Annotated in this window: 14 protein-coding genes, 1 tRNA gene and 1 pseudogene; 7 read left to right on the top strand and 9 right to left on the bottom strand. The window is 33.5% G+C overall.

Annotated features, from left to right (window positions below; translation table 11 throughout):
* Positions 1-7: 7 nt before the first annotated feature.
* The 3 genes from yejM (at position 8) to HMPREF3129_RS00865 (ending at position 2,795) form a co-directional block, all read left to right on the top strand.
* The gene (gene yejM, locus HMPREF3129_RS00875) at positions 8-1,741 is read left to right on the top strand and encodes an LPS biosynthesis-modulating metalloenzyme YejM (protein ID WP_017628394.1); all 1,734 of its coding nucleotides are present in this window, start codon (positions 8-10) and stop codon (positions 1,739-1,741) included.
* Between the two features lie 126 nt (positions 1,742-1,867).
* A tRNA-Pro gene (locus HMPREF3129_RS00870) sits at positions 1,868-1,944 on the top strand.
* Positions 1,945-2,168: 224 nt separating this feature from the next.
* On the top strand, positions 2,169-2,795 hold the full coding sequence (locus HMPREF3129_RS00865) for a LysE family translocator (protein WP_036920073.1): 627 nt from the start codon (positions 2,169-2,171) through the stop codon (positions 2,793-2,795).
* 112 nt (positions 2,796-2,907) lie between these two features.
* On the opposite strand, the gene HMPREF3129_RS00860 is transcribed toward HMPREF3129_RS00865, so the two are convergent.
* A complete protein-coding gene (locus HMPREF3129_RS00860) occupies positions 2,908-3,486 on the bottom strand; it encodes an RBBP9/YdeN family alpha/beta hydrolase (RefSeq protein ID WP_004247796.1) in 579 nt (192 codons plus the stop codon).
* Between the two features lie 849 nt (positions 3,487-4,335).
* Between HMPREF3129_RS00860 and HMPREF3129_RS00850 the strand changes: the two are divergent.
* Positions 4,336-5,082 (top strand): annotated as a pseudogene (locus HMPREF3129_RS00850) (SAM-dependent methyltransferase); the annotation flags it as partial.
* A gap of 170 nt (positions 5,083-5,252) precedes the next feature.
* Here HMPREF3129_RS00850 and HMPREF3129_RS18595 read toward each other — a convergent pair.
* Positions 5,253-5,429 (bottom strand): hypothetical protein, encoded by a 177-nt coding sequence (locus HMPREF3129_RS18595; RefSeq protein ID WP_004247793.1) that lies wholly within the window; start codon positions 5,427-5,429, stop codon positions 5,253-5,255.
* 451 nt (positions 5,430-5,880) lie between these two features.
* Between HMPREF3129_RS18595 and HMPREF3129_RS18590 the strand changes: the two genes are divergently transcribed.
* Positions 5,881-6,039, top strand: coding sequence for a hypothetical protein (locus tag HMPREF3129_RS18590; protein WP_004247025.1), 159 nt, complete (start codon positions 5,881-5,883; stop codon positions 6,037-6,039).
* Positions 6,040-6,327: 288 nt separating this feature from the next.
* Here HMPREF3129_RS18590 and HMPREF3129_RS00845 read toward each other — a convergent pair whose 3' ends face one another.
* The 6 genes from HMPREF3129_RS00845 to HMPREF3129_RS00820 form a co-directional block, all read right to left on the bottom strand.
* Positions 6,328-6,828, bottom strand: a complete 501-nt coding sequence (locus tag HMPREF3129_RS00845; protein WP_004247792.1) for an anti-virulence regulator CigR family protein — start codon at positions 6,826-6,828, stop codon at positions 6,328-6,330.
* A gap of 146 nt (positions 6,829-6,974) precedes the next feature.
* Positions 6,975-7,730, bottom strand: coding sequence for a class I SAM-dependent methyltransferase (locus HMPREF3129_RS00840; protein WP_004247023.1), 756 nt, complete (start codon positions 7,728-7,730; stop codon positions 6,975-6,977).
* Between the two features lie 264 nt (positions 7,731-7,994).
* Complete coding sequence (gene lpxL, locus HMPREF3129_RS00835; RefSeq protein WP_017827330.1) at positions 7,995-8,921, bottom strand: LpxL/LpxP family Kdo(2)-lipid IV(A) lauroyl/palmitoleoyl acyltransferase; 927 nt, start codon at positions 8,919-8,921, stop codon at positions 7,995-7,997.
* A gap of 456 nt (positions 8,922-9,377) precedes the next feature.
* Positions 9,378-9,590, bottom strand: coding sequence for a transcription antiterminator/RNA stability regulator CspE (gene cspE / locus HMPREF3129_RS00830; RefSeq protein ID WP_004247021.1), 213 nt, complete (start codon positions 9,588-9,590; stop codon positions 9,378-9,380).
* Positions 9,591-10,004: 414 nt separating this feature from the next.
* Positions 10,005-10,862, bottom strand: a complete 858-nt coding sequence (locus tag HMPREF3129_RS00825; RefSeq protein WP_004247020.1) for an alpha/beta fold hydrolase — start codon at positions 10,860-10,862, stop codon at positions 10,005-10,007.
* Positions 10,863-11,155: 293 nt separating this feature from the next.
* Positions 11,156-11,488, bottom strand: a complete 333-nt coding sequence (locus tag HMPREF3129_RS00820) for an MliC family protein (protein WP_004247019.1) — start codon at positions 11,486-11,488, stop codon at positions 11,156-11,158.
* A gap of 351 nt (positions 11,489-11,839) precedes the next feature.
* Here HMPREF3129_RS00820 and HMPREF3129_RS00815 point away from each other — a divergent pair, with 351 nt between their 5' ends.
* Complete coding sequence (locus HMPREF3129_RS00815) at positions 11,840-12,736, top strand: AraC family transcriptional regulator (RefSeq protein ID WP_004251900.1); 897 nt, start codon at positions 11,840-11,842, stop codon at positions 12,734-12,736.
* Positions 12,737-12,814: 78 nt separating this feature from the next.
* Here HMPREF3129_RS00815 and HMPREF3129_RS00810 read toward each other — a convergent pair whose 3' ends face one another.
* A complete protein-coding gene (locus HMPREF3129_RS00810) occupies positions 12,815-14,311 on the bottom strand; it encodes a C69 family dipeptidase (protein ID WP_036920069.1) in 1,497 nt (498 codons plus the stop codon).
* A gap of 563 nt (positions 14,312-14,874) precedes the next feature.
* On the opposite strand from HMPREF3129_RS00810, the gene dkgB reads away from it, so the two are divergent.
* Positions 14,875-15,678, top strand: a complete 804-nt coding sequence (gene dkgB, locus HMPREF3129_RS00805; RefSeq protein ID WP_036920067.1) for a 2,5-didehydrogluconate reductase DkgB — start codon at positions 14,875-14,877, stop codon at positions 15,676-15,678.
* Positions 15,679-15,710: the final 32 nt, after the last annotated feature.

Below are 15,710 nucleotides of genomic sequence, written 5' to 3'. Positions count from 1 at the left end.
TATAGACATGGTAACGAGAAATCAGTCCTATCGTGAAAAAGTATCCCAAATGATCAGTTGGGGTCACTGGTTTGCGCTGTTTAATATTATTCTAAGTCTTTTGCTTGGGAGCCGTTACCTGTTTATTGCTGATTGGCCAAGTACCTTTGCAGGTCGTCTTTACGCTATTGTCAGTTGGATGGGCCATTTTAGTTTTATCGTGTTTGCCATTTATATCCTTATTCTTTTTCCGTTGACCTTTGTGGTAGTTTCGCAACGATTACTTAGGGTGATATCCTGCGCCTTAGCTAGCGCAGGATTGACATTACTTATTTTTGATATAGCTGTTTACCAGCAATTTCAACTTCATTTGACCCAGTTGGTTTGGGATTTGGTTATCAATCCAGATGAAGGTGAAATGGCGCGAGAATGGCAACTTATCTTTATTGGCATCCCCATTATCTTTCTTATCGAAATGCTATTTGCTACATGGAGTTGGCAAAAGCTGCGCAGCTTAAACCGCCAGCGATGGGGAAAACCATTAGCCTGTGTATTTATTAGTTGCTTTATTTTATCCCACTCTATGTCTATTTGGGCAGATGCTAATTTTTATCGCCCTATTACTATGCAACGTGCAAACTTACCACTGTCTTATCCAATGACTGCACGTAAATTCCTTGAACGGCATGGTTTTATTAATCAATCTGAGTATGAGCAGCGCTTAATGAGCGAGGGTAATCCTGCGGCACAGAGTATCACCTACCCGCTTGCACCTCTTGATTATTCTAAAGATGAAAGCTCATATAACTTACTTATGATTGTGGTTGATGGATTAGGTAATGAAGACGTTGCCAAACTACCGAGCTTGCAACAATTTGCTGATAATAACCTCTCTTTCTCTCAACACTATTCAGCAGGCATAAATAACGAAACGGCGCTGTTTGGATTATTTTATGGCATTTCACCGTCTTACTTAGATAGTGTGTTAAGTAGCCGCAAAAACTCAGCGCTCTTTGACGCTTTAAATTATCGTCACTATCAATTAGCACTATTTTCAACTAACGGATTTAAATCGCCATTATTTACACAAGCGGTGCTGGCTGATTACTCACTACCTACTTCACGTAGTGAGGATAACGACACAACGATTAATAGTTGGCGTTCATGGTTGTTAAAAAATAAACAAAGCACACCTTGGTTCTCTTTCTTACAAATCAACGGTGATAAGCATACATCAGCTTCTCAAGCACAGTTAAATAGTCAATTAGAGACCATTTTTACTACTTTAAAAGAAAGCAACATACTTGATAATACCGTTGTGGTCGTAACGTCAAATTATCATCAGAACAATGATAAACAAGATAGCCAATGGCTTGTTAACAAAGATACTTTTAACTTAAGCCAATCGCAGGTTCCACTGGTAATACATTGGCCTAATGTTACACCACAAAAACTAGATAAACTAACCAGCCACCAAGATATAATGACAACGCTAATGCAACATGTATTAGGTGTTATTAGCCCTGCAGATAACTATTCTCAAGGCGAAGATCTATTTGCTAATACGCGTAATCACCCTTGGATTTTTACTGGTGATAATGAAACTCTAGTGGTCTTTTTACAAGATAATACGTTAATGATAGATAAACATGGCAGATATGCTTTGTTTGATAAATCAGGCAAAGAGATCCAATCCGCCAAACCTGATTTACGCCTATTATTGCAAGTACTGGCTGAGCAAAAACGATTTATTGAGCGTTAGTATTAAAAAAAGACTATAAGTAAAAAGTTAATAACAACTGACGTCACTATAATGAATAAAAATACAGCAGTTAAGTATCTAAGGGGTTGCTTTAGCAGTAAAAAACAGTAATATACTAAGCACAATCGGCATGTAGCGCAGCCTGGTAGCGCACTGTCATGGGGTGTCAGGGGTCGTAGGTTCAAATCCTATCATGCCGACCATTTTTATTTAAGAAAACCAACCACTTACGGTTGGTTTTTTTATGTCTGGAATTTTCTTGGTGTAATACTGGTGTAAAACTGGTGTAAAACCCACATCAGATTTATCTTGTTTAAGTTCCAATTTTCGCCCTATTCTTATGCTGTAATTATTCTACAATTCATTAATATAGCTTATAGAATGAGAAACCTTGCAAACATACATTAAAAAATACAAATGGAATTATATGGAACTTTCTACATTACTTCTTTTTATCCCAGCCTGTTTTGCTTTAAACCTTGCACCAGGGCCAAACAACCTGCTTTCAATCAATAATGCAGCCTACTATGGGTTTGCTCGTTCATGTGCAGGAGGTCTCGGTAGATTACTCGCATTCGTGATTATGATTGTTCTAGCTTCATTTGGGCTAGCTGTTGTATTGCAAACATCTGAGTTCATTTTCAGTGTAATTAAATTTGCTGGGGTTGCTTATCTTTTGTGGCTCGCATATCAATTATGGAAAGCCCCAACTGATGAATTCAAATTTGATTCAAATAAGAAGAATAACTCTATTGCCAAATTAGCAAGGCAAGAGTTTTTTGTTGCAGCAGGAAATCCAAAGGCAATACTTATCTTTACGGCCTTTCTTCCGCAATTCGTTAGCCCACAATTACCGGCTAGTTCCCAGTTTCTAATACTTGGTTCTTTATTCTTGTTACTCGAGTTTATTGCAATAATGCTCTACGCTTGGTTAGGCTTACACATGAAAAAGTTGCTAAAAAAACCACATGCTAAAAAAGTGTTCAATCGTATGTGCTCAAGTTTATTAGCTAGTGCAGGGATTGGGCTTTTAGTTTCACAGAAAAGCCATTAAATAACACCACACGCTGAGTAAACAGTCGCCTTTTATAAAGGTAAAGGCGACTTTTCTTTCTTTTATTTAAATGACTGATAAAAACCAATTGACGAATATTCTAACATTGTATTTATAGCTTATGCTCATTCAACATATATTTAAAAATATCAAGCATGACTGGCAATTTAATATAGCCTTCTTTATCAAGAAAATGACCCGCATCTTCTTCAATAACAATTTGAGTTTGTAATTGACTAGCTAATTTTTTGGATGAATCAGGACTCACAATCCAATCATTGGATGATATTAATGACACCCTTTTATCCGATATTTTAATTAACTTACTATAATTCAGATTATTATAAATATGAGAGTTCAACTCAGGTAAAGTTTTTTGTTCACTATTAAAACCAGCGACTAAAATATACCCGCCTATTGTTATATCTTCACAAGCCTGTTCAGAAAGAAAACGTAATAAAGTTATACATCCCAGACTATGCCCAACAAGAATAGTATCTTTATCAAGTATTATGTTTTCATCGGCAAGTTTTTGTTGCCACTCATTAGGGTTAGGATGATTAGGCTCAGGCATCATAGGTATACTGACATCATATCCTAATGATCCAAGCTCTTCTTTCAACCATGGAAACCAATTATCCTTGGGAGATGCAGTATAGCCATGAACAATAACAACTCTTTTGCCTTTCACTCATCCTCCTATATAGATACACATTATCAAAATAATAAGTTTAATACCTGTATACCCTAGGTATTGATAAAATTTAGTATGGTAAGTAATAAGTCACCCACGATTTAGAAATAATAAGATAATCACGGACACAACACAAGCAAGTACTGTTTTTATAACCAGTTATTTTGTATTCTTATTAAACATAGCTTCTGCACTACTCTCTTCACTGAGGACAAGGTTTTACGATACACCTGATAAAACACCGCATGAAATAGTTTGGTCTGCAAGATAAGCGTCGGCCAAGATCCGGGGTTCCCCTGTTCACTATCTTTTACTTTGATATATTGTAAATAGATGGCTCAACCAAAATAAAACTATCATCCGGCTCACACTTTACAGACTTACGCATTTACAAATCTAAAAAATCGATGAAAATGTCCTAGTGTAAACAACCTTTAATTCCTACCTGAGGCTTTGATGCTGGAAAATGTAATCATCTAATAACCACTATTTCGACCTTTTAGGGCGAATAGCTGGTTTCAATGCGCTGTATTCTCATGCAAGCACCACAATATGTTTGCTTATATTGCATATGATGATTAAACAGGTTTTCTAGTATGGATCCATCACATCAAAAATACTATTCTTTACTTATTTCTACCCAATTTACGTTTATTGGCGCTATAGCTAGTTGTATCACTCTTATTAAAGATTATTGCCAAAATCTAGATATCCTAACGTATAAGCTTACCTTTCTAAAAAAACCAAAAAGCAAATTAAATCAATTAGATAGTAATATTATATCAATAATATTACTAGGTTTAATAATGTTCACACTCTCTTTTATAACAATTAAAGGAAATTAAAATGGATATTCCTCGTATTTTCACTATTAGCGAAAGTGAGCATCGTATTCATAACCCTTTCACACCAGAGAAATATGCCACCTTAGGTCGAGTATTACGAATGAAAGAAAACTGGCAAATTCTTGATCTCGGAAGTGGCTCTGGTGAAATGCTATGTACTTGGGCTCACGATTACAATATTACAGGTATTGGCATCGATATAAGCCCGCTGTTTACTTTACAAGCAAAATCTAGAGCAGAAGAGTTAGGCGTCAGCCATCGAGTACATTTTATCCATCATGATGCCTCAGATTATATTAGTGATAAAAAATGTGATATAGCAGCATGCATAGGAGCAACTTGGATTGCTGGTGGTGTAATTGAAACTATCGAGCTACTAGCAAAAAGTATTAAAACAGGTGGGCTTATTCTTATCGGAGAACCATATTGGCGGCAAATTCCAACAACACAAGAGATAGCACAAGCTTGTGGTGCTTCATCCATATCAGATTTTTTAACTTTATCTGAGCTTGTTATCTCTTTCGACAATCAAGGATACGATCTAGTCGAAATGGTACTGGCAGATCAAGAGGGTTGGGATAGATATGAAGCTGCTAAATGGATGACTATGCGCCGTTGGCTTGACAAAAATAGTGCCGATGATTTTGCTCAAGAAATTCGAACAGAATTGACTATAGCCCCTAAACGTCATGTTAGTTTTACACGAGAATACTTAGGCTGGGGGGTATTTGCATTAATTGCTCGATAAAATAACACTAAAGGTATAGTCTAAACGGACTATACCTTTTAAATTATTATATTTATATAATATCCACAGATAAATATATAAATTCATCCAAGATGGATAACCTTATATAAGACTACCCATCTTATAAACACTTCGAAAATATATATTATTTAATATAGTGATTTTTATTATTAAAAATTCATTAGCTTTTTAAAATAATAACCTTTTTTAGTTTTAGGAAATTTTCTGCCGTAGTATATTTTTCTTTCGTGTTCACGGCCTGCGTATTGATCATTCCCATAAAATTGTCCATATAAAGCAGTTTTAGGACATATATCGTTAGAAAAAAACTTATCACTATTATCCATTATAATTTTCCTCAATTATTTTAGAGTAAATGGGTTCCTCTTAGATTTGTTAAAAATAAATTTTTTATTTCTTTGCTATTTTTTTAATAGCTGCTAACTACCATACTACTTATATAAAAAATTTCAAATGAAGTATGGTTAAAATATAAATTATACAAAATATAATACCTCTATATTTACGGAGTAATTTTTGATATTAATTATTGAGATTTATAGCACTAAATAGAATATTTGCAGAAGGTAGTTCTAATAAAAAATTTATCTCAAGTACTTTATCCTTATTTTTTAGTCTGTTGACGGGGAAAACAAGAAAAACTGCAATAAAAACGCTCCATACAGATCACATTTAATAAGTGAGGGTATTAATAGCCACCAAATGATATTAATTATCATTTGCATTTAGTCAATATCCCTACTATTGTTATCTCTTCTACTACTAAGGAGAAATATCATGGTTAAACCAACAATGTCATTACGCTCTCAGCATGTTAAGAATTTAGCAAAAAAGATAAAAAAAATGCGTGCCATAGAAAAGGCGATTAATTGTAATAAAGAAGCAGATCTACTTGTTATTATTAATAAAAACCCAACACTTGTTTTTATAAAATAGCTAATTACTTGGTTTTTTATATCAATAAATAGTAGTCACAATTTCAGTGGGGTTGACAACTCAAATGATAATGATTATCTTTTAACTCGTGAATAGTTGAGTGCGTTACTCGGTCTTTCACAACGACATTGCTCACATTGCTTCTAGTATTTATTGACCAACTCTCCTAGCGTTGGTCTTTTTTTTATTTTTGCATTTCAATAAACATAAAACCTTCCCTGTTAGTAGGAAGGTTTTATAGTTTTGAAGCAGATATAACATGACATTAAAATGAGGCTATGTTTTACCTTAATCAAAAACATTATTAATAACAGAGGCAATAATTGATGTAGTTATTGCGATTAACACCAAATCATTACCCACTATCTGCCATTCATATCCATCGTAATGCGGTAACTGACTTAGCATAATGCTGGGTACGGCTTTTTTCGCAATACCTGGAGGTAATGGCTTACCTCTTGTTAAATTCTTTGCTATTCCCGGAGGAAGGCCTTTATATCCAGTTAGATTGTTCTTTATTGCTAATGCTCTTGCATCATCATAAGTGATTGAGACAGAGAGCCCTCCTCGACTATCAATACGCAGTTGTGAAGAAAATCCATCTTGTTGGTTTACGTTCTGATGTCCTTTATTAAAACCGTTGTTACCTCTTTGATTTTGATGACTATGAGGATTACCGTTTCCGTTTCCATTACCTTTACCATTTCCAGGATCGGCGAAGGAATTCAAAGAAACCATAAAGGTCAAAGTAGCTATTAAGCCATGCTTTAATAAAGTGGGTATTTTCATGTGAGTTATTCCTTAAAAGGACGCCTTACAACGTTATAATTCCACACATAAAAATACAACTGCCAATATTCTGATTAACTTTAGAAAGGCGAAATAAATGAGGCTATAAAAAATTAGCTTTAAATACAGCCTCTTATTATTTAATGCTATTTTTTATACGCTTCAAAAGTCATAATTTCTGTCGTATTACTGGGGGTTTGCAGATACTGGTAATCGGCTGATATTGTGATCTGTTTAAAACCAATCAAGCGTAGTATTTGTTCAAATTCAGACACACCAAACCATTTTAAGCTGAAAACTTCCCATTCACTTTCAATGATCTTGCCATCTCGCCATTTATCATAACGATGGTGTGAAGTAGTTAACTGATTTATATAATCAATTTCAGCATTAATTATCTGTAAGGTAATTAGATCGCCTTCTGGTGTATTAAATTGGCGACTAGTACATTCACCTTTAACAAAATGATGGGCAAGACTAATATCAACCAATAAGCGCCCACCAAACTCAAGCGCTTGATAACACTGTTTTAAGGCTTGGATCGCCTGCTGTTGGGTATTTAATAAGAGGAATGTCCCTGTAGGAATAATAATAGCCTCGACAGGGGTATTGACTTCAAAAGTGACTAAATTATTTTGAGTTACGTAGTTGGTTGTAAACCCATGCTCGATTAGATTTTTCTTACAAAATTCAAGCATCTCTTCGGAAAGATCAAATCCCTCAATATTAAAACCTGATTGCAATAAAGGGATAAGGATACGTCCTGTTCCTACTGCCGGCTCTAAAATTTTACCTTTAACATCTTTTAATCGCTGTTGATAGTATTCAACATCGCCGAAACTGCATCCTATCGGTTTATCCAATTGATAAACTTGAGCCGATAGAGAGTGATAACTCTGCATAATATCCCTTAGTCTGTACCAATTTTTATGTATCTTATTAAAAACAAAAAATTATACAAGGCACCAAGGCATCTAGAGTAGGCCTTTACATTACCCTCACACTACTTATCCCCTTATAAACTTTAAGGTTGACAATCTAGTTGAGAATGATTATCTTTTAACTCGTGAATAGTTGAGTGTTTTACTAAACTATTTGCAACGACATTGCTCACATTGCTTCCAGTATTTACTGTGACCAACACTTAATGTGTTGGTCTTTTTTTATTAATAAAAACTGGCTTCACCTTTGGGTCTGGTCTTAAAACGTCTATGAGCCCATAAGTATTGCTCTGGCGCTCGCATAATCTCAATTTCAATCAGATGATTCATTCTATCTGTATCATTTTGAATATTTTCTGTTGGATAATTATGAAGCTCTTTACCTATAATTAAGCTATATTTTTTATCATCATGACCATGGTTACGTACCAATGTTACCGTTAAAGAAGGAGCTCCTGATAACTTTGCTAATATAACAGCACCTTTTGAAGTAGACGTTTCCTTAACCGAAAAAAATGGTGAAAAGGTGGTTCCTTTTAAACCAAAATCTTGATCTGGTGCAAACCAAATGGCCTTCCCTTTTTTTAATTCAGTGACCATAAACTTTAAATTACGTCTATCAATCATACCTTTATTAGAACGGCATCTTGCCCTAGTTTGAATAAACTCCATCGCTTTATTATTATGAGGCCGATACATTGCGTTTACAGGGAAGCACAACCCCATAATACGCCCTCCAAGCTCCAACGACATGGAGTGAATACCAATCAACAAAATACCGGTATGCTTTCGATTAGCCTCAGTAAAATTTGTTATTCCATCGACTTGATAGATATTTTTCAGTCTGTTATCGCTCCAAAACCATGCCATGCCAGTTTCGAATAAAGCGATACCTAATGCTGATAAATTTTCCATAACTAGCTTATCGATATCTTTTTTACTTTTATTCGGAAAACATAACTCTAAATTTTTCTTTATTATCGAAACTCTTCTTTTAATAAAAAAACGCGATAGTAATCCTAAATGTTTTCCTAAGAATAAAAGCCACGTGTAAGGTAATTGTACTAATAAAAAAAGAATAAATACGCCTAGCCAAGTAAGAAAATATTTAGGGTGTAACAGATGTAGTGAAAAAGAATTTTTAGCGTACACAAGATTTGTCCTTTCGTCACTTAAAAGACTTCTTTTAAGCTTAAGTTAATTTAGACAACAGTTATTTAAGATAGTTTATTTAAGATAAGTTACTTAGTGAATACCACTTAATAAAATTTACCATTTATCTTATATAAGTTTATTTTAAACGGCTTTTTCCTATTCTTTTCTTAAAAAAAAACTACCAGTCATAGCTTTATTTTCTGATTGCTTTTATTCTAATCTTTTTGGAAAAATATGTAATAGCAAAGTAAGTAAAATTATTTTTATTTTCTTTTTTTATGTATGGTGAATATTTACCAAACTTTAATAATATCAGTTAGAATAAAATTTATTTTTATTAGCAAATAATAGATATAAAAAAACCTCACATCAGTGAGGTTTTTAAGTTATTTCGTCTAGTAAGATACACTTATATAAGTGTCTTTAAGTCTTAGACGCAATAATCCATAATTATTACAGACCGATAACATTAGCAGCTGCTGGACCTTTTGCACCATTTTCAATAGAGAATGATACTTCTTGGCCTTCTTTCAGTGATTTAAAGCTATCGCTTTGAATTGCTGAAAAGTGAACAAATACATCTTTGCTACCATCTTTAGGTGTGATAAAGCCAAAGCCTTTATCGTCGTTAAACCATTTTACTGTACCAGTCATTGTATTAGACATAGAATTTCCTTTAATAAATTTAGTTATGCCATAAGGCTAATTGCGGTTTGATTTCGGATTTTTACTTATGGGTACTATTTGAAGGAATTCGCAACGAAGAGGTATCAAGGATAGCGCTAAACGGTGAACTACTAAAAACTGGACTAACATAAATAGGTCTGTACTTCCAAACCAATGACGCTATTAAGTCATAGAATTTATTTTATAGCAAACTATTTTCACTTTTATTTTTTATAGAAGTGTAAATTTATTTTTTATTTGATTTATTTACCATGAAATTGTTAACCTTTACAAATAGATAGCTATTTATTGGGAATAAGCCTACTCAAAGTAGATACTGATAATTTTACAAAACAATCAATATCTACTGATATATTTATACCATCTACTGTTTTTATTGCTTATTTGCTCAGATTAACTAATAAGATTAGTTAAAATCTGTGATGTTTTAGTCCACAACAAAGAGCCACCTTCATTATCATAGACATAACGTTGTGCATGGGGAAAACGTTGAGACAATAACTTGCCAAAATCAGGCGAGTGAACAGTACTCGTATCCTTTAGTCCATACCATAATGTTGTAGGTGTGCTAATCATTTCTGGAGTAAATCCCCAAGGTTGCATCGTGATTAATAAATCTTGAGCATAGCCCTTATTTCCATATTTAAATGCTTCTTTCATACAAGCTTGATAAACAGGAAAAAATTTATTTTCTTGATAAAGAGCCAAATCAACATCAGCACTATAATTCAAAATAAAATCCATTAACCAGTCAGCGGTGATATTTTCAATGATCCAGGTCTTTAATCCATCAGGATCGAATAATGCCTGTTGTTGCATATTAACCACATCACTGGACAACAGTTTTTTTATTTCAGGATAATCTAGTTGATCTTGACCAGCAACAATTGCCAGCTTATCCACTTTACCATAGTAACAAATGGCCATTGCAAAAACAGCACCTTGAGAGGATCCTATCACACTGATATTCTTAATATTAAGATATGCTAATAAGAATAATACATCGCTAGAAAACGATTTTAATGTCTTTTTAGGATCAAAAGTTGATTCACCTAAACCAGGACGAGTCGGTGTAATAAGTCGAATATTTAACTTAGTTAACAGATCAGCATCCATACTTAATAGCCCACTCATCCCTGCACCTGTGCAGAATAATACCGGTTGACCATCTGATGGGCCAGATTCATACCAAGTTAACGTTCGATTATCTGGTAATAACAATGCATGTTTTTCGGCACTTGTAACTTTCATTAGACTGTATCCAAAATTAATTTATAGATAGAATACCCGTCATTAAAAAATGATAGATATAATAATTATTTTTCAGTTTCTTATTAAAACTGATATTAAAATTAATATTGAAACTAGCTAAGGATAAGATTTCATTTTAACTCTCAGTATGCATTGATTTATACAGTTATATTTTATCTGAGATAAAATAATCGATATTTAGATATCCTAACAAACTGCCGATAAAAAATATATAATGACTTAAAAATAAAGGCGAGTCTAGCTCGCCTTTATCTCAATAAATAATCATTAAATTATTTTACTATTTTACAAGTACGCCCTGTATCTTCAGCAATACGATCATTAACTATTTCATCTTCTGACATCGTCGCTAAATTGAACTCTTCACTACCTTTACCCCACAGTTGGAAACTTTCTCCAACATAACGCGCACCACTTGCAGCGACGGCAGATTTTAACACGATTAATTCATCATTATAATCCATTACGGCCAAATCATCATTAGGGAAAGAAACTCTGATTTTTTGCCCTTCACAGTCGTAAGTTTCTGTTTTAGCAGCTAATGCAGGCGTTGCAATAATTGAAGTTAATAAAGCAATTGCAGAGATAGAAAGTAATTTACGCATTTACATCTCCTAAAATAATTAAAGTAACTATGGTTAGTCCAATTAGGTTAGATAGCTTTTATAAAATAAAAAATAAGATATCTCCGTATTTAATTATAGGGGTAATATAAAGAAATAAGCGATTTTCTAAGCAATTATTTCACACCGTATAATAGTCTAGATTAGTTTTACTAGCTTAATTTTTAAGGAGAAACCAACTCAAATACATAACTTTACATTATTGTTATTAACTTTTACCTTAATTAGAGTAACAGAATCTGCCTAATATGATATTATTGTCAAATAATAATTTGATTAATTTTCAATAGATTAATCTAATAATATCGATAAAGTGAAATAGTGGGAAGATCAATGCTTCAAGAAAATGTAGTTAAAGATATCATTGTTTGGATCGAGCAAAACTTAGATTCACGTTTATCATTAGATATTATTGCTGAAAAATCAGGCTATACCAAGTGGCACTTCCAGCGCTTATTTAAAGCATATACAGGAATATCTTTAGGCAAATATGTCCTAGCACGCCGTTTATCTTGTGGCGCTTATGCGTTGAGGATCACTCGTAGTAGCCTTTTAGATATTTCTTTAAAATACCATTTTGATTCGCAACAAACGTTTTGTCGTGCGTTTAAAAAACAATTTAATATCACTCCTTCTGAATACAGGAAAAAGCAAGGTTGGGATATTAGTGAACTTATCTTTCCAGCATTAGAAACTGTTGAACTTAAAGCAAAATATGAAGTAATGACCTTGCCTTCTAAAGAGTTGATAGGTATGGCTCATCAATACAATAAAAATATTTCAGCATGGAATTATGATAAGAAAAAATTTAGAAAAGAATTCTGGAAGAAGTTTTTAAAAGAAATACATACCATCCCTACAGAAATGTATGCCACACATCGTGCTTCTGCAGGCTCGCTAGATGATACGACTTATATTTATACAACAGCAGTAAGTAAAGAACAATTAACAAGCTCTGCTAATATTTCCACTATGTCTAAAGTAGAATTACCCAATGGGAAATATTTAGTTATTACTTTTGAGATGGATAATATTTTAGATTCCCTCACCGGGTATGATGATATTATTTATACTGTCTATACCAAAGTATTACCAAAGATGAATTTGCTACGTCGATCTGGTCCAGATATTGAGCGCTATACCTTAAAACAATCGGTTAGCTATGATAAGTTAATCGGACATAGTGAGCAGCATCTACAAGAAATTAGTTACTATATTCCTGTTCTTTAGTCGCTAATAAAAATAAAAAGATCTCAATCTGATTACGCATCTTGAGATCTTTTTAATATTTATAATACGTTAAAGTAATTAATCTTTTTTAGATTGATTAGCAAAAAAGATCCCATCTTGTATATTTTTAGTTTTAAGAGTAAAGAGTTGATTAGTTAAGTTTTCAGTTAGTTGCTCTGCATCAGCCATTACACGTAAGTTAAATTCATTCAGCATGTTATCCGCTGCTGCTTTATTCTTTTTACTCATTGACAAATAGTTAGCCTCCATTTCTTTTTGTTCTAATGCTGTTTTAGCTTCCCATTCTTGGTATGCTTTTTTAACAATAGGAGCAAATTGAGGATAATCTGTCATTACTAATGTTTGTAACTTACGATATTTCCAATAGATAGAGTCATTATCTGCTTTATCTGTTCCAATAGCATAGTGTTGCGGATATGCTTTTAATCCACTGTAATAAGGAACAAAAGCGGTTAGATCAGCCATTCCCAAACCAACATAAGTCACTTCACCAATCTCTTGCGGTAATTCAGGTCTTACTTGCATCACATGAGATTCATAAGTACGAAACACACTTATTGGTCGCCATGGTTCATTGCCATTCAATCCATTGGTATAAGGATCATGTTCTGTATCGTCAAAATGGTTGCGTAACATCGCTTTGGCGTCTTCTACTGATACTTTTTTCTCCGGTGTCAGCATAGGCGCAAATTGACGACCATCTGCCACATTCTGTTTCAGAGAAGGGTTAAATTGTTGCTGGATAACCCAAACCCTCGGGTAATTATAAGTGAGATCACGTTCATCATCACGCGTATAGGCTTTAGAAAAATTAAATTCGCCATCAGTGGCAGGATCATAAAGTCCTTTTTCTATTGCAAACTCAACTAAGTTTTTAGAACCTAAATTATCATTACTATCTGTATGGTAAGCCTGTAAACGCCCTTGATTACCCGTCGCAAAATATTTATCTTTTGGTAGTTTTTGCGCCATCCATTGATGACCTGTACCTGTTTCTAGGTACCACACCTCATTTTTATCAACGACGGCAACCCCAAACCCTTCTCCCGCACCTTGTGTTTCGATGATGTTCCCCAGTAATTCAATTGCTTCACGGGCAGTTTTTGCCCTTGAGAGTAAAATATCTGGAATATCATCTTCAGTGATCCCCGTATCTTCAACATAAGGATCGAACGCCAATGCTTTAGGTGAGGCAAAAATGGATTCTGTACCACTCACCCCAACGCCTAGCTCATTAAAACCCGTTGCACCATGCAATTGAGTTTTCCAATTAGGTACAGTGGTATAACGTAATGAGTGTTTAGGTAGTGGATAAGTAAAGTTATTAGCGCCATGATGGGCTTGAGTGCTATAAATGCCAGTCTGATTGCTTTTGGCTGGATGAATAACAAAATGTTGTGCTTTTAAAGCATCACTATCTGCGCTACGAGCTACAATCAAAGAGCCATCATTAGTTGCTTCACTCCCTGCTAATAACGTTGTGCAGGCCAGAGCCGAAGAAACTAATGCGATATTAATTGACAAAGCGATAACAGCTTTTTTAAATAAAAACATATAATGCCTCATTTGCTTGTTATTTATAATTTATATCTCAATTAATTATCTCTATTTTAGAGTAAAAAACTTGATATTTTTTGGTCTGCAGAATATTAGCAATGAGAAACATTCAATTACCGTGATTAACATCTCAATGATTAACTATTTAAAAAATAAAAATCGCATCAGCCTAACAACCATTTTTTATAGTGCATATAAAATCAAATAATATTATATGATGTAGTCAAATATTAAAAAATATCGCAAACCATGTTGGTTGAATTGTGTATTAAAATATAATCATATGATATATCGTTAATAAAAAAACGTATTTATTTACCTAAAATATAATTATAAATTTATTATTTTATTTTTAATTATGTTTATACCAAGAACTTTTTATTCCCTATAAACTGATATATTTGATTATTGCTTTTATCACAAAAGTCTTTTGCTTTATAGCTTGTTTTTAGAACAATAAAAAAGACTATACTGTCCACCATGACGATGAGACACCCAATAAGGTGTCACAAATATCAACTTAATTCCCCTACTATTATTACCATTTTCAGGAGAGATGTATGAGTGTTCCCGTTTTAGGTCTTGGTACTTTTCGCTTAAAAGACGATGCGGTTATAAATTCTGTAAAAACTGCACTAGAACTAGGTTATCGTGCTATTGATACAGCACAAATTTATGAAAATGAAGCTGCTATAGGACAAGCTATTTCAGAAAGTGGTATATCTCGCGATGCGCTTTACATCACAACAAAAATTTGGGTAGAAAATTTAAGTAAAGATAAATTAATTCCTAGTTTGAAACAAAGCTTAAGTGATTTACAAACAGATTATGTTGACTTAACTCTAGTACATTGGCCATCACCAAATGATGCAGTTTCTGTTAAAGAATTTATGCAAGAGTTATTAGCTGCGAAACAGATGGGATTAACGCGAGAAATTGGTATTTCAAATTTTACCATTCCATTAATGGAACAAGCTATTGCTGCCGTTGGTGTTGAAAATATCGCAACAAACCAAATCGAATTATCACCTTATTTACAAAATCATAAAGTGGTAAATTGGGCTAAACAGCATGGCATTCATATTACATCTTATATGACTCTAGCTTACGGCAAAGCATTAAAAGATGAAACAATACAAACCATTGCTAAAAAACACAATGCAACACCAGCACAAATCATTTTAGCTTGGGCTATGAATGAAGGTTATTCTGTTATTCCATCTTCAACAAAACGTGAAAATTTAGCCAATAATTTACTCAGCGTAAATATCAAATTGGATAGTGAAGATAAACAAGCGATTGCAAAGTTAGATTGTCATGATCGTTTAGTTAGCCCAGAAGGTTTAGCGCCTCATTGGGATTAATGATTAACCAATTTAAATCGTAATATAGGTGA

The sequence above is a fragment of the Proteus sp. HMSC14B05 genome (assembly GCF_001808035.1).
In the GTDB taxonomy this organism is placed as follows: Bacteria; Pseudomonadota; Gammaproteobacteria; order Enterobacterales; family Enterobacteriaceae; genus Proteus; species Proteus mirabilis.
The sequence above is the reverse complement of the archived record's forward strand: the minus strand, read 5'-3'. Positions and strand labels throughout refer to the sequence as shown.